Below are 18,736 nucleotides of genomic sequence, written 5' to 3'. Positions count from 1 at the left end.
AACCATCGGGGGAATTGTTGATGTCCGACAAAAGTCTAGGGTTGTGCCTCACCGTCAGCCAGGCGCCCCAGGATCAGTGCGATACGCAGCGTAAACGCGGAGCGCACATCGGACGGTGACCAGCCGGTGACGTCTGTCACACGTCGGAGCCGATAGCGCACGGTGTTGGGGTGGACGAACAACATCCGGGCGGCGCCCTCCAGGCTGCTGGCCTGCTCCAGATAGACGCTCAGCGTTTCCAGGAGCGCCGACCCCGCCTCCTCCAGCGGTCTGTAGATCTCCTCCACCAACTGCTCGCGCGCCACCGGGTCGGAGGCCATCGCGCGCTCCGGCAGGAGATCGTCGGCGAGCACCGGGCGGGGGGCGTCCGGCCAGGCCGCGCAGGCCCGTAGCCCGGCGGCCGCGGCCTGTGCCGAGCGGGTCGCGGCGAGCAGGTCGCCGACCACCGGGCCGGCGACCACGGCGCCGGCGGCGAACGGGCCGATCAGCGCCTTGGCCGCCTTGAGCGGGTCGTCCGAGCCGCCCGCGATGACCACCAGCCGGCTGCCCAGGACGCCGGTCAGCACCTGGAGCTTGGCGTGCCGGGCGGCCCGCCGGATCGCCTCGACGGTCAACTCGCTGTCGCCGTCCGGCGCGGTGCCCAGCACCACGCACACGTGCTCCGGCGCGTTCCAGCCGAGCGCCGCGGCCCGGGAGACCGCGCCCTCGTCGGCCTCCCCGGAGAGCACCGCGTTGACCACCAGGGACTCCAGGCGGGCGTCCCAGGCGCCGCGCGCCTCGGCGGCCTGGGCGTAGACCTGGGCGGTGGCGAAGGCGATCTCGCGGGCGTAGACCAGCAGCGCCTCGCGGAGCACGGACTCGTCGCCCGGCGCCGCGACCTCGTCGATCGCGGCCTCCATGACCTCGATCGTGGTGCGGACCATCTCCACGGTCTGGCGCAGGGTGATCGCCCGGGTCAGCTCGCGCGGCGCCGTCCCGAAGACGTCGGTGCTGATCGCCTGCGGCGTCTCGGGATGCCGGAACCACTCGGTGAACGCGGCGATGCCGGCCTGTGCCACCAGGCCGATCCACGAACGGTTCTCCGGGGGCATCGCGCGGTACCACGGCAGTGTGGCGTCCATACGGGAGATCGCCGCGGCCGCCAGTTTGCCGGAGGAGTTCTCCAGCCGTCGGAGGGTCGCGGAGTGCGGGTGCGCGTCGCGCGATGCGGGTTCAGACACGGGACCAAGCCTGCCCTATCGGGATGAGGGGGTGGAGCGGTGGGGCTACGGTGGCCCGATGATTCAGGTGCGCAGGGGCGAGGAACGGTATCGGGGCGGCGACGCGGACGCCGGGATCGAGTCGCTGCATGCGTTCTCCTTCGGGTCCCACTACGACCCGGACAACCTGCGGTTCGGCGCGCTGATCGCCTGCAACGAGGAGCGCCTGGCGCCGGGCGCCGGGTTCGACGCACACCCGCACCGGGATACCGAGATCGTCACCTGGGTCGTCGAGGGCGAGTTGACCCACCGCGATTCGACGGGCCATGCCACGACCGTACGCCCCGGCGACCTGCAACGGCTCAGCTCCGCAGGCGGGGTGCGGCACGTCGAGCGCAACGACGGCGCGACGCCGCTGCGCTTCGTCCAGATGTGGCTGACGCCGCACACCCCGGGCGGCGAGCCGGAGTACGAGGTGGTGCGCGGACTCCCCGAGGGCGCGCCCTACGCGCTGCCGCGGGCCGGCGCCACGCTGCGCGTGCACCGCCTCCGGGCGGGCGGGCGCACCGCCGTCCCGGAGGCCGCCCGGGTCCATGTCCGCGTCGTACGGGGCGCGGTGCGGCTCGGGGGCGAGGAGTTGGCGGCCGGGGACGCGGGCCGGATCAGCGACGGAAAAGGGCTGGAACTGGTGGCCCCCGCGGGCGCGGAGTGCCTGGTGTGGGAGATGGGGGCGGAGCCGGTCCACGGGTGAGCGCGCGCGCCGGCTCCGGTGCCAACGGGTCAGTGGTTTCCGGCCAGTTCGGCCAGCACCGCGTCGGTGAACGTCGGCCACGCCTCGATGGCCCAGGGGCCGAAGGCCCGGTCGGTCAGCGCCACACAGGCCGCCCCGGCGACGGGGTCCACCCACAGGAACGTCCCGGACTGCCCGAAGTGCCCGAAGGTGCGCGGCGACGACCCGGCGCCGGTCCAGTGCGGGGCCTTCCCGTCGCGGATCTCGAAGCCCAGGCCCCAGTCGTTGGGCTTCTGGTGGCCGTAGCCCGGCAGCACGCCGGTCAGGCCGGGGAAGACCACCCGCGTCGCCGCGGCGAGGGTCTCCGGCGCCAGCAGCCGCGGTGCCTGGAGCTCGGCCGCGAAGCGGATCAGGTCGGCGACGGTGGAGACGCCGTCCTTGGCGGGCGAGCCGGCCAGTTCGGTCGACGTCATGCCCAACGGGGCGAGCACCGCCTCGTGCAGGTACTGGGAGAACGGGATGTCGGTGGCCTTGGCGAGGTGGTCGCCGAGCGCCTCGAAGCCGGCGTTGGAGTAGATCCGGCGGCTACCGGGGGCGGCCACCTGGCGCGCCTCGTCGAAGGCCAGCCCCGAGGTGTGGGCGAGCAGATGACGGACCGTGGCGCCCTCCGGGCCGGCGGGCTCGTCCAGTTCGACGGCGCCCTCCTCGACGGCGAGCAGCGCGGCGTAGGCGGCCAGCGGCTTGGTGACCGACGCCAGTGGGAAGCGGTGCTCCAACGGGCCGTGCGCTCCGGCCACCGAGCCGTCGGCCCGTACGACGGCCGCCGCGGCGGTGGGCACCGGCCAGTTCTCGATCATCCCCAGGCTCTGCATGGCCCCGAGCCTACGGTGTGCCCCCACGCCTTCAAATTCCGGTCAAGGCTGCCGGAGACCGGTGCTTGCTTGGAGTGCACTCCAACTCTCTAGCGTTGTGCAGGTCGAAGGCGCCGGCGGGACGTCCGGCGGCGCGACGACGTCCGGTGGCGCGTGCCCCGGGGACGAGTAGGGGGAAGACGCGGCATGACGGTGACCCAGAGCGAACCGGTGATCAGCGGCTCGATCGTGACCTGCCCGCCCGGGGCGGTGCTTCCCCGGCCGCGGCCGGCCACGGCCCTGGGCTGCAGCACGCCCGTCGCCCACCCGCAGCCGACCGGCCGCGACCGGTACACCATCAGCGAGGTCGCCCAGCACACCGGGCTCAGCGCCCACACCCTGCGCTGGTACGAGCGGATCGGGCTGATGCCGCACGTGGACCGCACGCACACCGGGCAGCGCCGCTTCACCAACCGCGACCTGGACTGGCTGGACCTGGTCGGCAAACTGCGGCTGACCGGGATGCCGGTCGCCGACATGGTCCGGTACGCGGAGCTGGTGCGGGAGGGCGAGGGCACCTTCGCCGAGCGCGAGCTGCTGCTCACCCGGCACCGCGAGGACGTCCGCCGGCGGATCGCCGAGCTGGAGAGCACGCTCGACGTCCTCGACTACAAGATCGGTATCTACGCCGACGCCCGTCGGGCGTCCGAGAGGGTCTGAGTAACTCATGGCGAACGACACGAAGATCGACACCGTCCGGCTGGGCACCGACGGCCCGCAGGTCGGCGTCCAGGGCCTGGGCTGCATGGGCATGAGCTGGGCCTACGGCCCCACGGAGGACCCCGAGGCGGCGCGGGCCACCCTGGAGCGCGCGCTGGAACTGGGCATCACGCTCCTCGACACCGCCGACGTCTACGGCTCCGGCGAGAACGAGAAGTTCATCGGGCCCTTCGTCCGGGCGCACCGCGAAGAGGTCGTCCTGGCCACCAAGTTCGCGCTGGGCCCCGACCCGAAGGACCCGTCCAAGCGCGTCATCCGCAACGACCGCCCCTACCTCCGCGAGGCCGTCGAGGGCAGCCTCCGGCGCCTGGGTGTCGAGCAGATCGACCTCTACTACATGCACCGCCGCGACGTGCGCGTCCCCCTGGAGGAGACGGTCGGCGCGATGGCCGAGCTGGTGGCCGAGGGGAAGGTGAAGTACCTGGGGCTGAGCGAGGTGACCGGCGCCGAACTGCGCACCGCCCAGGCCGTCCACCCGATCGCCGCGGTGCAGTCCGAGTGGTCCCTGTTCAGCCGCGACATCGAGGCCGGCGTGGTGCCGGTCGCCGCGGAACTGGGCGTGGCCCTCGTCCCGTACTCGCCGCTCGGCCGCGGCTTCCTCACCGGCTCCTTCGTCCGCGCCGACCAGGAGCTGACCGAGGACGACTTCCGCCGCCAGCAGCCCCGCTTCACCGGCGCCAACGCGGCCGCCAACGCCGCCCTGTTGGAGCCGGTCCGCGCGATCGCGCAGGCGCACGGCGCGACGCTCGGCCAGATCGCGCTGGCGTGGGTGCAGCAGCAGGCCGCGGTGCGCAAGCTGGCGGTGGTGCCGATCCCCGGCACCCGCAAGCCCGGCCGGGTCGAGGAGAACGCGGCCGCCACCCGGATCACGCTGAGCCAGGAGGAGTTGGCGCAGCTGGAGCCGATCGCCGGCAAGGTGGCGGGGGACCGCTACGCCGACATGACGTTCACCTCCGCCGGGCGCGAGTAGGGCGGCGACGAAGGAGACCGTGGGGCGCCGCGGCGGGTACCGCCCGCCGTGGCGCCCCGCGCCCGTCAGGCATAACCCAGCGCGAACAGCGCGAAGGCCGTCGCCAGCACCGCCGCGGACGCCCGGAGGGCCCGCCCGGCCCCCGTCCACGGCGCCTCGAAGCGACGGGTGACCCGCCCGACGAGGACGAGCAGGACCGCGAAGACCGGTATCCAGGCCAGCCGCGCCAGGACCCAGCCGGGCGCGTCCGGCACGGTGGTGAGGCCCGGTACGGCGCCCGCGAACGACGCCGGCACGGCCGCCGCGAACATCGCCGTCTGGTGCCAGCACAGGATCGTCATCGCGGACAGGTTGATCACGACCACCGGCGCCCACAGGGCGGGCCGGCGCAGCAGCGCGGCCAGTGGGTCCCTAAGCAGCACCGCCGCGCCGGACTGGGCCGCGGCCAGCGCCAGGACCAGCAGCGACGGCGGATGGGAGTTGGTCCGGTCCTGGCCGGGGACGCCCACCATGCTCGCCGGGTAGTGGAAGAACAGCAGCAGCGCGGCGAAGAGCGCGGCACCGCCCAGCAGGAGGGCCCATGCGGTGCGCCGGCCCAGCCGCCGCTCGCCCCAGCAGACCCCGAGCTGATAGGCGAACAGCCAGCCGGGCAGCAGGTTGAGCAGGCCCAGCCAGGACGGCACGGCCGCGGCGAACGGGCCGTAGCGCAGGAAGTCCACGACGGCGACCGCCACCAGCAGCGGCGCCGCGCTCCAGATGCCCAACTGCCGTGCGGCCGCGGCGCAATACGGGGTGAGCGCGGTGACCACCGCATAGACGCCGACGAACCACAGCGGCTGGATGACCAGCGTCGCCCCGGTGCGCAGCGTCGCGGTGGGCACTCCCAGCCCGTGCAGCAGCGGGATCAGCGTGGCCCAGACGGCGGTCACGCCCAGCACCGGGCGACCCAGGCGGGCGATCCGGCCGGCCAGCCACCCGGCCGTCGAGTCGTCCCGCGCGCGGGCCCGGTGCAGGGACCGCACCGAGGCGTGGCCGCCGACCAGGAAGAAGACGCCGAGCATCTGGAGCAGCCAGCTCGCCGGGGCCAGGAAGCCGAGGGCGGTCAGCGGGCTGGCGTTGTGCAGCGTGCCGTCGGCGTCGCGGGCGAAGCCGCCGAGCAGCCAGTGCCCGGTGGGGACGGAGAGCAGGGCGAGGGCGCGCAGCCCGTCGAGGGCCCGGTCGCGGTGCGCGGGGGTGCGGGCGTCGACGGCGCGGACGGCGGCGCCGGCTCGGGCCCGGAGGGGGCGGAGCGCGGTGCGGGGGCGGTGGCGCGCGGTGCCGTCAGGGCCGGCGGGTTGGGCAGGGCTGGTGGGACTGACGGGTCTGCTGGCAGGAGCGAGGTGCTCGGTGGTCATGGGGCGTCCTTGAGTCCGAAGTTCCTTGCACGGATGGGCCGTTGGGGCCCGTGTGGCCCGTGGGGCCGATGGGGAGAGTGCGTGCTGAGGGGACTGTTCGGGGTGGGGGTGAGCGGTGGGGCGGTGCGGTCGGCCGCCGTCGGCGGGGCCCCGCCGGTGGGGCGGCGCCCTACCGCACGGCGCCGTAGTGCCCCAGCGCGATCGCGGCGAAGTTGCGCAGGGAGTCCGTGCCGGGGGCGAGGTAGCCGGTGTGGCCCTCGGCCCGCTGGGCGGGCACCCGGCGGGCGCCGAACGCCGGGTCCGTCGGGTCCGCACCGTGGCCCAGCCCCAGCAGCTCGACGTTCGGGACGTTGCCGATCCAGTCCGAGGCGTCCCGTGCCGCCCAGACCCGGGCCGTGGTGTGCAGCTCTGCCACGTTGTCCCGGCGCATCCCGGGCGAGCCGAAGACCACCAGGTCGGCGAGGCGACCGCGGCCCGCGTGCGGGACGGCCAGGCCGCACACCACCGACCCGTAGCTGTGGCAGAGCACGGCCGGTGCGGGGGTGCCGGTGGCGGCCAGGCCGGCCAGGAAGCGGGTCAGCCGGGGCGCGCCGGCCTCGGCGAGCCGGCCGGTCGCGGCGTCCGGGCCGAGGCCGACCGGGGTGGTGTACCCGACCCAGGCGATCACCGCCGTCCGGACGCCGGGCGCCTCGGCGGTCATCTGCCGGCGCAGCGACGTGGCCATCCCGGTCGGCGTGCCGTACGGGTCGGTGGTGCGGTCGAACGTGGCCAGGTCGATGTCGGAGCCCGGCACGATCACCGCGGTCCGCTGCGCGGTCGCCAAGTCGCCGTGGACCTCGGCCACTTGGCCGCGCCCGCGGGGATCGAAGGCGAGGATCCGGCGACCCGGCGCGAGCAGCGCGGCATAGCGCGCGGCCGCCTTCCTGGCCTGTTGGTGGTCCTGGAGGGTGCCGGCCGGGTCGGTGGCCCGGGCCAGCTCATGGTCCCGTTCCACGCGCAGCGCACGGGCGTTGGCCTCGTACCGCAGGGCGATCGGGGCCCCGTCGAGGTTGCCGACGGTGAGCGGGTGCCGGGCGGCGAGCGCCTGCCGCTGGGCGTCGGTCAGGCCGGCGAAGAACCGGGCGACCTCGGCGGGGGAGGCGCTCGCCGGGTCCGGCAGCCGGGCGCCGAGCGCGTGGTCGGCGCGCCAGGCGGCGGCGCCGGGGGCCGGGCCGGTGACCGCGGTCTGCGCGGAACCGGCCGCCCAACCCCCGGTCCCCGCAACGACGGTGAGCGCGAGGACGGCGGCGGTGAGCGTCCGCTTGCTGCGCCGGACGGCGTTCCGCAGCACGGTCATGATGGTCTCTCCCTCTTCCAACGGTGTGGCGGAGGGAAAGGTAGAAAGCCGGCGGGTGGGGCGGCGTCACACCGCGGAGCCAACTCCCGGGTGATACCGGGGTAGGGGGTGACGGCCGGCCGTCGTACCCGGGGAGGACGGGTCGGGGGCTGCCCTCACAGGGTCGGTGGGGTTATCCCGAAGGCCGGGTGCGGACAACCCGAAACGCGGGTGGTACCGCTCACCGCTCGCCGGGCGAGACCAACCCCGACTCGTAGGCGAAGATCACGGCCTGGGCGCGGTCGCGCAGCTCCAACTTGGCCAGCACCCGGCCGATATGGGTCTTCACCGTCTGCTCGGCGAGCACCAGCCGCTCGGCGATCTCCTGGTTGGACAGCCCCCGGGCTATCAGCTCCAACACCTCGGTCTCGCGCGGGGTGAGGCCGTTGAGCCGCAGCGCGGTGCGGTCCGTGCGGGGCGCCGGGCGCTGGCGGGCGAAGTCGGCGATCAGCCGGCGGGTCACCGACGGCGCGAGCAGCGCCTCGCCGGCCGCCACCACCCGGACCGCGGCGATCAGATCGGCCGGGGGCGCGTCCTTGAGCAGGAACCCGGACGCGCCCGCGCGCAGCGCCTCGTAGACGTAGTCGTCGACGTCGAAGGTGGTGAGCATCAGCACCTTCGGCCGGTGGGTGACCCCGACCGGTGGGTCGAGCAGCCGCCGGGCCGCCTCCAGCCCGTCCATCTCCGGCATCCGGACGTCCATCAGCACCACATCGGGGTGCATCCGCCGGCTCAACTCCACACCCTGCACACCGTCGGCGGCGTCGCCCACCACATCGATGTCGCTCTGCGCGGCGAGCAGCGCGGCGAAGCCCGCCCGCACCATGGCCTGGTCGTCGACGATGATCACGCGGGTCGTCATGGGGTTTCGGAGTCCTTCGCTGAGGGGGGCGTGGGCGTTGCGGGCGGTGCGGACAGGGGGAGTTGGGCGGCGACCCGGAAGCCGCCGTCGGGCAGCGGCCCGGTGTCCAGCGTGCCGTCCACCAGGCGCACCCGCTCCCGCATGCCCACCAGGCCGTGCCCGGTGCCGCTGGTCTCCAGCGGGGCGGAAACGGGCGGGGCGGGCGGCTCGTTGACCACCAGCACCGTCAGCCGGGTGCCGTCGCCGGTCGTCGTCACCGACACCCTGGTCGGGGCGCCCGGGGCGTGCCGCACCACGTTGGCCAGCGCCTCCTGGACGATGCGGTACGCCGACAGGTCCACGGCCGGTTCGAGCGCCACCGGCTCGTCCGGCAGCACCAACTCGACCGGCACACCGGCCCGTACGGTCGCCTCGACCAGCTTGCGCAGTTGGCCGACGCCCGGCTGCGGGGCCTTCTCCGGGGCGCCCTGTCGCTCGGTCTCCTCGCTGCGCAGCACCCCGAGCAGCCGGCGCATCTCCGCCAGCGACTCGCGGGCGCTCGCCGCGATCGCCCCGAACTCCTCCTGGGCCTCCTGGGGTATCCCGCTGATGCGGTACGGGGCGCTGTCGGCCTGGACGGTGATCACCGACATGTGGTGGGCGACCACGTCGTGCAGCTCGCGGGCGATCCGGGTGCGCTCCTCCAGCAGGGTGCGCCGGGCCCGCTCCGCCTCGCTGATGGTCTCCTGCTCCCGCAACCTCCGCTGGGCGTCGCCCCGTTCCCGCAGCGCGCCGCCGAGCAGCAGCACCACGCCGGCGAGCACGAACATCAGCACCCAGGAGCTCTGGCTGCCGGCGGGGACGACCGCCTTGAAGAGGACGCCCGCCGCCCCGGTCGACAGCCAGACCGCGATCAGGGTGCGCCGGCGCTCGCGCATCGACAGCGCCACCATCAGCGCGAGATAGCCGACGATCACCGTGGGCGGCCACGGCCAGGGGCGGCCGACGACGCCGTCGAGCCCGCTCAGCACGCCCGCGCAGACGACGTCCGCGGCGAAGATCACCCACCACGCCTGGAGCGGTCTGGTGACCGCCAGCAGCAGCGGCACGCTCTGCGCGGTGGCCAGCGCGCCGGCCAGGCCGCCGGCCAGGCCGTAGTCGTTGTGCAGGATGTTGATCCCCGTCGGCAGCAGCGTCACCGCGAACACGAAGGCCACCGCGTACGGCAGGAGGCGCACCCAGCGGCGCGGGGAGCTGCCGAACAGCGGGACGCCGGGGCGGTACGGCGTGCCGAGCTCGGCGGCGAGCATGCGCAGCGGGGGGCGCGCCATCCGCAGCACCCGGCGGGCGACGCGCATGGCCTGAGCGCGGCCCGACCGGCGTCCGTCGTCGCCGGTCGGGTCGTCTTCGGGGGTGAAAGATCGTGTGGACATCGCGCGATCAATGTAAGCGGACCGTCCGGACCCCGGCGTCATACCGTGGTGCGGGCTTCGCTCCCGTACCACGGTATGACGCCGGCGGCCGGCTACAGCTCCGCCAGCAACTCCGCCTTCTTCGCGCTGAATTCGGCGTCCGTCAGCAGGCCCGCCTCGTGCAGCTCGCCGAGGTGCCGGATCCGGTCGGCGATGTCGGCGGGGGCCCGGCCCGTGCCGGAGGAGCGCCGCGCCGACGCCCGCTCAGGACCCTCCGGCGCCGCCTCGGTGGCCCGCACGGCCTGGAGGACGGCGGCCGCGAACGGCAGGGACTCGTGGACCGGGCCGTAGCCGAGCCCGAAGACCACCGCGGCCGGGTCCTGGTCCGCCTCGCCCGACCGCGCCTCGGGGACGTCGCGTTCCAGCAGCCGCAGATAGCCGTTGAGGACCTCGGGCGAGCGCCACTCCACACCGGACAGCCCGCCGACCGCGAAGGTCTGGTCGCCGCTCTTCCACTTCGCCGACGAGGCGCCGGTCCAGAACCAGCGGAAGGCCACCGAACTGCCGTCGAAGGACGCCTTGCCGTCGTACGCCTTGAAGTGCAGCGGGGGATCCGGCGCGGCCACCAGATGGCGCTCGGCGGGCTCCTTGGCGGCCGGCCCCAAAGTACTGCGCAGCTCGTCGGCGTAGTACGAGGCCAGCGCCTCGCGCTCGGCGGGCAGCACCAGGCGGTAGGGGTCGGAGTCCTCCTTGAGCTGTCCGTTCGCCGCCTCCATCAGGGGGTCGGCGCCCTGCCGCGGCACGGCGTGCAGCACCACCGTGCCGCGCCGGCCCGGCGAGACCTCGACGGATCTCAGCGCCTCGTAGGGAATGCGTCGCTCGCCCAGTGCCTGGAACAGCCTCGGCCTGCGGATCCCCCGTTCGAAGCGGATGAGTACGGAGTCCGAGTCGAACTCCCAGACGGCGTGAAAACCGGCCAGCACATCACCCATGTGGCTCATCGTATGCGGGTGGTTGCCCGCCCGTCCCCCTTCCGGACACCTGTGCTCCGTGCCAAGGGACGCCCCGGTGACCGGCGGCCGCCCTTGCCCTGTTCACGTCACCCGGCCCGGCCCCGGTTCCCGCGGGGCACGGCCCGTCCCCGGGCGCCGGGCCGTATCCCGCGGCGACCGTTCCGGTGCGACCGGCCGTCAGGCCAGGTCCGCGCTGCACCGGGGGTCGGTTGCCGAGCAGTCCACCGAGCCGAGGGCGCCGACCCCGACCAGTGCGAAGTTGCGCAGGCTCTGGGTGCCGGGCGCGAAGTAACCGGCGTGCCCGTCCGCCCCCTGGGCGGACAGGACCCGCGAGCCGAAGGACGGGTCGACCGGATCGGCACCGTGGCCGAGCCCACCGACCTCCAGGTACGGCACGTCCTGGATCCAGTCGTCGGCGTCCCGCATCGCCCAGACCCGGGCGCGGGTGCCCAGGGCCGACACGTTTCCGGCGCGCATGCCGGGGCTGCCGGCCACCGCGATGTCGGTGACGTTGTCGGGCAGTTCGCGGGCCGCGAGCCCGCAGACCACGGACCCGTAGCTGTGGCAGAACAGCGAGACCGAGTCGCCGGACGGCAGCGCGTTCACCAGGGCGCGCAGCCGGACCGCGCCGGCCTCGGCGAGCTGCCCGGTGACCGCCTCGACGCCGAGCCCGGACGGCGTGGTGTAGTCGGCCCACGCGATCACCGCGGTACGGACGCCGGGACGGGCGCTCCGCTCGGCGCCGTAGAGGGACTTCGCCATGCCCACGGGGGCGGCGGTCGCCCTGGCGGTGCGCTCGAAGGTCGACAGGTTGGTGTCCACGCCGGGCACCACCACCGAGACCCGGTCGGCCGTCGTCAGGTCGCCGAAGACCTCCGCGACCCGGCCGTCGCCCGCCGGGTCGAAGGCCAGGATCTGCCGGCCGGGGCTCATCAGCGATTCCATGCGGTGCATCAGCCGGCCCGCCTCCTGGCGGCCGACGGGCGTGAGCCGGTGGTCGCCCATGCGCCGTTTCTCGATCTTGCGGGCGTCGTCGATCGCCGATCGGTTGGCGCTGTACCGCAAGGAGACGGGGGCGCCGCCCATGTTGCCGACGACCAGCGGATAACGGGTCGCCAACTGCTGGCGCTCGGCCCGGTCGAGGCTGGCGAAGAACGCGCGGAGGGTGGCCGGCGCGCCGTCGGGGTTGGGCAGCGGCCGCCCGTGGAACGTGGCGTGCCGCCAGGCGGCTCTCGCCGTGGCCAGCGGGTTGGCGTCCTCCTTGGTGCTTCTGATGGCCGTCCAGCCCGTCAGGGCGAGCATCACGAACACCACCAGCAGGGCGAGCGAGCCGCGCCATGCGGTGGACTGCAGAAAACCGGAGGAGGGGCCGAGGCCCGGGAAAGAATTCACCGCGGGCCACCCTAGGAGACGGGGAAGGGTGCCCGACGACCCCCGTGAGGCATCTCACGTTTCGGACAGGGTATTTGCGCCAAAACGGACATAACGCAAAGGTGTCCCGTGACTGGTCGTGCAGGGTCGATCGCGTTCGCGCAGTAACCGATCACGCCCCCGTACAGGGGCCGTTACGCCTGGTCGTGGGCGTGTGTGCGGTCGACGCTGACGGCGATCGGACTCGGGCGCCAGTCGGCCTCGATCGCCGGCCCGATGTGGTCCAGGTAGGACCGGGTCACCTCGCGGATCGACGCCACGCTGCAGTCGTGCCCCTCGCCCCACACCTTGCCGGCCACCCGCATCACCCCGCTGAACGCCGCGACCACCACCCGCGGGCGGGGGTCGGCGTCCACGTCCACCCCCTCGCGCTGGGCGATCAACTGGGCGATCTGCTCCTCCAGTTCGGTGGAGCGCCGCAGGTATACGGCGATCAGCGCCGGCGTCGACTCGATCATCCGGAACGCGCGCATGTGCAGGTCCACCGGGATCACCGACGTGATGGCGCTGCCGATCTCGTCCCAGGCGATCATCACGGCGCTGCGCAGCGCCGTCAGCGGCGGCTCGTCCGCCGGGCGGGCGCGCAGCTTCTCCAGGAAGCGGGCCTCGACCATGTCCTGGACGGCGAAGACCACTTCCTGCTTGTTGGCGAAATACCGGAAGAAGGTGCGCTGGGAGACCTCCACGGCCTCGGCGATCTCGTCGATCGTCGTGGCCTCGTAGCCCTGCTCGGTGAAGAGCTCCAGCGCCGCGCGGATCAGGGCGTCCCGGGTGCGCTGCTTCTTACGTTCGCGCAGCCCGCTGGAGGGGGGTGTCTGCGGCGTCGGGTCCGCCATCCTGCGCCGCCTTTCGGTGGTGTTCTCGCTGATCAGGATACCTGTGAGGTAAATGACAGTTACCGACTCATGAATTGCTTTGTCAACTGTCAGTGGCTGACATTAGCCTCGAAGCATGAGCTCACAGACCCCGGTCGCCGACGTCGCACCGGAACTCCCCGTACCGGAGCCTCGCAAGGGGCTGCGGGGCCACCCCTGGCTGACCCTCTTCTCCGTCGCCATCGGCGTGATGGTGGTGGCGCTCGACGGCACGATCGTCGCCATCGCCAATCCGGCCATCAAGCAAGACCTGAACGCGTCGCTCGCCGACGTGCAGTGGATCACCAACGGCTACATGCTCGCCCTGGCCGTCTCGCTGATCACGGCCGGCAAGCTGGGTGACCGCTTCGGCCACCGCCAGACCTTCCTCATCGGCATCCTCGGCTTCGCCGCCTCCTCCGCCGCCATCGGATTCTCCAGCCAGGTCGCGCTGGTGATCTTCTTCCGCGTGCTCCAGGGCGTGTTCGGCGCGCTGTTGATGCCCGCCGCGCTGGGCCTGCTGCGCGCCACCTTCCCCGCCGAGAAGCTCAACATGGCCATCGGTATCTGGGGCATGGTCATCGGCGCCTCCACCGCCGGCGGCCCGATAGTCGGCGGACTGCTGGTCGAGCACGTGAGCTGGCAGTCCGTGTTCTTCATCAACGTGCCGGTCGGCCTGCTGGCCCTGGTCCTCGGCCTGGTGATCCTCAAGGACCACCGCGCGGAGAACGCCCCCAAGTCCTTTGACATCCCCGGCATCGTGCTGCTGTCCGGCGCGATGTTCTGCCTCATCTGGCCGCTGATCAAGGCCACGGAGTGGGGCTGGGGCTCCATGACGACCTGGGGCTTCCTGATCGGCGCGGTCGTCCTCTTCGGGCTCTTCGCCTTCCTGGAGACCAAGGTCCGCGAGCCGCTGATCCCGCTGCGGATGTTCCGCTCGGTGCCGCTGACCGCGGGCACCGTCCTGATGGTGCTGATGGCCTTCGCCTTCATGGGCGGCCTGTTCTTCGTGACGTTCTACCTCCAGAACGTCCACGGCATGAGCCCGGTCCAGAGCGGTCTGCACCTGCTCCCGTTGACCGGCATGATGATCGTCGGCTCGCCGCTCGCGGGCGCGCTGATCACCAAGTTCGGCCCGCGGATCCCGCTGGTCGGCGGCATGGTCGTCACCGCCGTCGCGATGTTCGGCATGTCCGGGCTGGACGCCGGCACCACCACCGGCCCGATGTCCGTCTGGTTCGCGCTGCTCGGTCTGGGCCTCGCCCCCGTCATGGTCGGCGCCACCGAGGTCATCGTCGGCAACGCCCCGCTGGAGCTGTCCGGCGTCGCCGGCGGTCTCCAGCAGGCCGGTATGCAGGTCGGCGGCAGCCTCGGCACGGCCGTGCTCGGCGCGGTGATGGCCTCCCGCGTCGACCACGACCTGGCGGGCAACTGGCAGGGAGCCGGCCTCCCGCCGCTCAAGCCCGAGCAGCTGTCCCAGGCGTCCGACGCGGTCTCGGCGGGCATCGCCCCGGTGCCGCCCGGCACCCCGAAGCTGTTCGCCGAGAAGATCACCGCGGTCGCCCACGACACCTTCGTCTCCGGCATGGGCCTGGCCTTCACGGTCGCCTGCGGCGTGGCGATCCTCGCCGCCGTGGTCGCGCTGTTCACCAAGCGCGGCGCGAACGCCGAGGCGGGCGCCGGCGTCGGCCACATCTGACCGCTGCCACACCGGAGTTCCGCGACACCACCGGGTCACCCAACGACGCGCGGCCGACCGAGGCATTCCCTCGGCCGGCCGCGCGTCGCCGCGTTGGGGGGAGGGGGCGAGGCGTGGGGGAAGGTGGGATGTGGCCGGTGGGGCGGTTGGTCGTGCTGTGACGCGCGCCGCCCCGAGCCGTCCACCACCCGCTACTCGCGCCCGCCGACCAACCGACGACCGTCCCTCCCCTCCCTCCTCCCCGAACGCATTCGTTGCGCCACCCCTGCGCCGCCCCTCGCCGTCAACGTCCGCTGTGGACCGTCGCCCGTCACCGTTCCCCTTCCCCCAAGCGGCAGTTGGCCTCCGTCGGAGACCCTCATCCCTCATTAGGGTGGCCGGAATCGGGAACCGTCGTGCGGCATCCGCTCCTCCTGGGCAACGGTGTTGCCCAACTCCCTTGTCGGGCTTGGGAAGAACGGTTCCTGCGCCCCGTCCGGAGTGCGGCGGGACGTGTCAACGGGACGCACCCCAACGCGGGTTGGAGCACGGCGAGTCATCCCCATACCTGATCCGGGTGGAGCCGTCGCCACGGCCTTGGCGGAGGCGATCGTTCCGCCGCACGCTCGAACCCGAAGCCGCCGTGGGCACCCGCCCGCAGCGGAACGCCACCGCCGTGACCCGCGCGAGGACCGCGCGGCTCACCACGGCACGACACGGGGGAGAGACTCCTATGCGCAGCCACACCACGTCCCGCACGCTTCGCAGCACCGCACTCGTCACCGGCCTCGCCGCGCTGGCCGCCGTGCTGGTCACCCCGTCCGCGCTGGGTGCACCGGTCGCCCGCACGACCGGCGGCGGCCGAGCCCCCGCGGCCGGCGACTGCTCGGCCGGCCAACTCTGCCTCTGGGCGCGGCCGGAGTACGGCGGTCGGCGGCAGACCCACGAACTGTCCGACACCGACCTCGAAAGCTGCGTGACCCTGCCCAAGGGCATGACCGCCGCCTCGCTCGCCAACCGCACCGGCCGGCCGGTCACCACCTACCAGAGCGCGGTCTGCGCCGAGACCGGCGAGTTCGACACCTACCCGGGCGGCGGTAGCTGGGTGCCCCGATCCCCCTATCAGGTAAGGGCGTTCAAGCTGTGGGAGCACTGAACCGATCACCCGCGGCACACGCGCCGCGCCCCCCGACCGGCGGGCTTCGCCGGTCGGGGGGCGCGGGGGAGACGGTGCGGCGGTCGGCCGCGGGAGGGTCAGGCGTCGCCGCCGGCCTCACCCGCGTCGGCGGCCGTCACGTCCAGGAGCTGGTAGCGGTCGAGCGCCTGCTTGAGCAGCGAGCGGTCGACCTTGCCCTCCTTGGCCAGCTCGGTGAGCACCGCCAGCACGATCGACTGGGCGTCGATGTGGAAGAAGCGGCGGGCGGCGCCGCGGGTGTCCGCGAAGCCGAAGCCGTCGGCGCCCAGCGACTGGTAGGTGCCCGGCACCCAGCGCGCGATCTGGTCCGGGACGGACCGCATCCAGTCCGAGACCGCGACCTTCGGGCCCTCGGCGCCCTGGAGCTTGCGCGTCACGTACGGCACGCGCTGCTCCTCCTCCGGGTGGAGCAGGTTGTGGCGCTCGACCTCAACGGCCTCGCGGCGCAGCTCGTTCCAGGACGTCGCCGACCACACGTCGGCCTTGACGTTCCACTCCTCGGCGAGGATCCGCTGGGCCTCCTCGGCCCACGGCACCGCGACGCCCGAGGCGAGGATCTGGGCCCGGTGCTCGCCCTGCTCGCCCGACTTGATCCGGTGCAGACCCTTGAGGATGCCCTCGACGTCGACGTCCTCCGGCTCGGCCGGGTGCACGATCGGCTCGTTGTAGACGGTGAGGTAGTAGAAGACGTCCTCGCCGGGCTGGCCGTCGGCGGTCTCGCCGTACATCCGGCGCAGACCGTCCTTGACGATGTGCCCGATCTCGTAGCCGTAGGCCGGGTCGTAGGCGACGCAGGCCGGGTTGGTGGAGGCCAGCAACTGGGAGTGGCCGTCGGCGTGTTGGAGGCCCTCACCGGTCAGCGTGGTGCGGCCGGCGGTCGCGCCGAGCACGAAGCCGCGCGCGAGCTGGTCGGCCATCTGCCAGAACTGGTCGCCGGTCCGCTGGAAGCCGAACATCGAGTAGAAGACGTAGACCGGGATCAGCGGCTCGTTGTGGGTGGCGTACGCGGAGCCGGCCGCGATCAGCGACGCGGTGCAGCCGGCCTCGGTGATGCCGTCGTGCAGCATCTGACCGGTCGGCGACTCCTTGTAGGCCAGCAGCAGTTCGCGGTCGACCGACTCGTACGCCTGGCCCAGCGGGTTGTAGATCTTGGCGGACGGGAAGAACGCGTCCATGCCGAAGGTCCGGTACTCGTCCGGGGCGATCGGCACGAAGCGCTTGCCGATCTCCTTGTCCCGCATCAGGTCCTTCAGGATCCGGACGAACGCCATGGTCGTGGCGATCTTCTGGTGTCCCGAGCCCTTCTTGGCGGTGGCGTACGCCTTCTCGCCGGGCAGTGCCAGCGGCTTGGCGCGCACGACCCGGGTCGGCACATAGCCGCCCAGCCCCTTGCGGCGGTCGTGCATGTACTGGATTTCCTCGGAGTTGCGACCCGGGTGGTAGTACGGCGGCAGGCCGTCCTCCAGGTCCTTGTCCGGGATGGGCAGGTGCAGCCGGTCGCGGAAGCGCTTGAGGTCCTCGACCGTCAGCTTCTTCATCTGGTGCGTGGCGTTGCGGCCCTCGAAGTTGGGGCCGAGGGTCCAGCCCTTGACGGTCTGGGCCAGGATCACGGTCGGCTGACCCTTGTGGGCCTTGGCCGCCGCGTACGCCGCGAAGATCTTCCGGTGGTCGTGGCCGCCGCGCCCCAGGTGCAGGATCTGGTCGTCGGTCATGTTCTCGACCATCGCGCGCAGTCGGTGGTCGTCACCGAAGAAGTGCTCGCGGATGTACGCACCGGTCTCGGTGGCGTAGGTCTGGAACTGGCCGTCGGGGGTGCTGTTGAGCTTGTTGACCAGGATGCCGTCGCGGTCCTGCGCCAGCAGCGGGTCCCAACTCCGGTCCCACACCAGCTTGATGACGTTCCAACCGGCGCCGCGGAACTGCGACTCCAGCTCCTGCATGATCTTGCCGTTGCCGCGGACCGGGCCGTCGAGCCGCTGGAGGTTGCAGTTGACGACGAAGGTCAGGTTGTCCAGGCCCTCGCGGGCGGCGATGGACAGCTGGCCGAGCGACTCCGGCTCGTCCATCTCGCCGTCGCCGAGGAAGGCCCACACGTGCGACTTGGAGGTGTCGGCGATGCCGCGGGCCTCCATGTAGCGGTTCATCCGGGCCTGGTAGATCGCGCCGAGCGGGCCGAGGCCCATCGAGACGGTCGGGAACTCCCAGAAGTCCGGCATCAGCCGCGGGTGCGGGTAGCTGGACAGGCCGTTGGGGGCCTTGGACTTCTCCTGGCGGAAGGCGTCCAACTGCGCGTCGGAGAGCCGGTCCAGGAGGTAGGCGCGGGCGTAGATGCCGGGGGAGGCGTGGCCCTGGAAGAAGATCTGGTCGCCGCCGTCGCCCTCGTCCTTGCCGCGGAAGAAGTGGTTGAAGCCCACGTCGTACAGCGAGGCGGAGGAGGCGAAGGTGGCGATGTGGCCGCCGACGCCGATGCCCGGGCGCTGGGCACGGGAGACCATCACGGCGGCGTTCCACCGGGTCGCGTTGAGGACCCTGCGCTCGATCTCCTCGTTGCCCGGGAAGAACGGCTCGTCCTTGGTCGCGATGGTGTTGACGTAGTCCGTGCTGCGCATCTCGGGCACGGCGACCCGGCGTTCACGGGCGCGCTCGATCAGGCGGAGCATGAGGTAGCGGGCGCGTTCCCGGCCTCGCTCGTCGACGGCCGCGTCGAGCGAGTCGAGCCATTCCTGGGTCTCTTCGGGATCGAAGTCCGGGACCTGGCTGGGAAGGCCGCCAATGATGATCGGGTTTCGATCGGATCCGGAAGCCACGCTGTTCCTTCGTGTTCGGTTCGTGTCGTGCTCTGCCTGCTATTGCCGCTGCGCACGGGAACGAATGCGGGTTGTGCCTTGTGTCGCGCCGTCTTCCATCGTGTACCGAGCCACTGGGATACGTCACCTCTACCGATGGGTAACCACCCGCTGGGAGAGGGCGCTGAAAGGGCCGACTCCTGCGGTCGGCCAAATCGCAACCATAC

15 protein-coding genes are annotated in these 18,736 nt (G+C 72.7%); 5 read left to right on the top strand and 10 right to left on the bottom strand.

Features of this window, described 5'->3' with window-relative positions; genetic code table 11:
- Window positions 1-35: 35 nt before the first annotated feature.
- Window positions 36-1,220 (bottom strand): PucR family transcriptional regulator, encoded by a 1,185-nt coding sequence (locus ACIQU6_RS10065; RefSeq protein ID WP_403481163.1) that lies wholly within the window; start codon window positions 1,218-1,220, stop codon window positions 36-38.
- A gap of 58 nt (window positions 1,221-1,278) precedes the next feature.
- On the opposite strand from ACIQU6_RS10065, the gene ACIQU6_RS10060 reads away from it, so the two are divergent.
- On the top strand, window positions 1,279-1,950 hold the full coding sequence (locus tag ACIQU6_RS10060) for a pirin family protein (RefSeq protein WP_403481162.1): 672 nt from the start codon (window positions 1,279-1,281) through the stop codon (window positions 1,948-1,950).
- Between the two features lie 29 nt (window positions 1,951-1,979).
- Here ACIQU6_RS10060 and ACIQU6_RS10055 read toward each other — a convergent pair whose 3' ends face one another.
- Window positions 1,980-2,801 (bottom strand): serine hydrolase domain-containing protein, encoded by an 822-nt coding sequence (locus tag ACIQU6_RS10055; RefSeq protein WP_403481161.1) that lies wholly within the window; start codon window positions 2,799-2,801, stop codon window positions 1,980-1,982.
- A 186-nt stretch (window positions 2,802-2,987) separates the two neighbouring features.
- On the opposite strand from ACIQU6_RS10055, the gene ACIQU6_RS10050 reads away from it, so the two are divergent.
- Both ACIQU6_RS10050 and ACIQU6_RS10045 read left to right on the top strand, forming a co-directional pair.
- Entirely contained in the window at window positions 2,988-3,500 is a 513-nt protein-coding gene (locus ACIQU6_RS10050) for a MerR family transcriptional regulator (RefSeq protein ID WP_403481160.1), read from the top strand.
- A gap of 7 nt (window positions 3,501-3,507) precedes the next feature.
- Window positions 3,508-4,530 (top strand): aldo/keto reductase, encoded by a 1,023-nt coding sequence (locus ACIQU6_RS10045; RefSeq protein WP_403481159.1) that lies wholly within the window; start codon window positions 3,508-3,510, stop codon window positions 4,528-4,530.
- A 65-nt stretch (window positions 4,531-4,595) separates the two neighbouring features.
- Here the strand turns inward: ACIQU6_RS10045 and ACIQU6_RS10040 are convergent, their stop codons facing one another.
- The 7 genes from ACIQU6_RS10040 to ACIQU6_RS10010 all read right to left on the bottom strand — a co-directional run bounded on the left by ACIQU6_RS10040 (window position 4,596) and on the right by ACIQU6_RS10010 (window position 12,832).
- The gene (locus tag ACIQU6_RS10040) at window positions 4,596-5,924 is read right to left on the bottom strand and encodes an acyltransferase (protein WP_403481158.1); all 1,329 of its coding nucleotides are present in this window, start codon (window positions 5,922-5,924) and stop codon (window positions 4,596-4,598) included.
- A gap of 169 nt (window positions 5,925-6,093) precedes the next feature.
- On the bottom strand, window positions 6,094-7,260 hold the full coding sequence (locus ACIQU6_RS10035) for an alpha/beta hydrolase (protein ID WP_403481157.1): 1,167 nt from the start codon (window positions 7,258-7,260) through the stop codon (window positions 6,094-6,096).
- 220 nt (window positions 7,261-7,480) lie between these two features.
- Entirely contained in the window at window positions 7,481-8,161 is a 681-nt protein-coding gene (locus ACIQU6_RS10030) for a response regulator (protein ID WP_403481156.1), read from the bottom strand.
- Window positions 8,158-9,573 (bottom strand): sensor histidine kinase, encoded by a 1,416-nt coding sequence (locus ACIQU6_RS10025; RefSeq protein WP_403481155.1) that lies wholly within the window; start codon window positions 9,571-9,573, stop codon window positions 8,158-8,160. The genes ACIQU6_RS10030 and ACIQU6_RS10025 overlap by 4 nt, the downstream gene beginning before the upstream one ends.
- Window positions 9,574-9,665: 92 nt before the next feature.
- Entirely contained in the window at window positions 9,666-10,544 is an 879-nt protein-coding gene (locus tag ACIQU6_RS10020; RefSeq protein WP_403481154.1) for a DUF4429 domain-containing protein, read from the bottom strand.
- 198 nt (window positions 10,545-10,742) lie between these two features.
- Complete coding sequence (locus ACIQU6_RS10015; protein WP_403481153.1) at window positions 10,743-11,957, bottom strand: alpha/beta hydrolase; 1,215 nt, start codon at window positions 11,955-11,957, stop codon at window positions 10,743-10,745.
- A gap of 173 nt (window positions 11,958-12,130) precedes the next feature.
- Window positions 12,131-12,832, bottom strand: coding sequence for a TetR family transcriptional regulator (locus ACIQU6_RS10010; RefSeq protein ID WP_403481152.1), 702 nt, complete (start codon window positions 12,830-12,832; stop codon window positions 12,131-12,133).
- 115 nt (window positions 12,833-12,947) lie between these two features.
- Here ACIQU6_RS10010 and ACIQU6_RS10005 point away from each other — a divergent pair, with 115 nt between their 5' ends.
- Together ACIQU6_RS10005 and ACIQU6_RS10000 are read left to right on the top strand one after the other, a co-directional pair.
- Window positions 12,948-14,549: an MFS transporter gene (locus tag ACIQU6_RS10005; protein ID WP_403481151.1), complete on the top strand. Its 1,602-nt coding sequence runs from the start codon at window positions 12,948-12,950 to the stop codon at window positions 14,547-14,549.
- A 712-nt stretch (window positions 14,550-15,261) separates the two neighbouring features.
- Window positions 15,262-15,684: a peptidase inhibitor family I36 protein gene (locus tag ACIQU6_RS10000; protein WP_403481150.1), complete on the top strand. Its 423-nt coding sequence runs from the start codon at window positions 15,262-15,264 to the stop codon at window positions 15,682-15,684.
- A 98-nt stretch (window positions 15,685-15,782) separates the two neighbouring features.
- Here the strand turns inward: ACIQU6_RS10000 and aceE are convergent, their stop codons facing one another.
- Window positions 15,783-18,530, bottom strand: coding sequence for a pyruvate dehydrogenase (acetyl-transferring), homodimeric type (aceE, locus tag ACIQU6_RS09995; protein WP_403481149.1), 2,748 nt, complete (start codon window positions 18,528-18,530; stop codon window positions 15,783-15,785).
- Window positions 18,531-18,736 lie beyond the last annotated feature (206 nt).

It is taken from the genome of Streptomyces sp. NPDC090442, assembly GCF_044769405.1.
Classification (GTDB): Bacteria; Actinomycetota; Actinomycetes; order Streptomycetales; family Streptomycetaceae; genus Streptomyces.
Note: the sequence above shows the minus strand (reverse complement) of the source record. Positions and strands in the feature narration are given on the sequence as shown.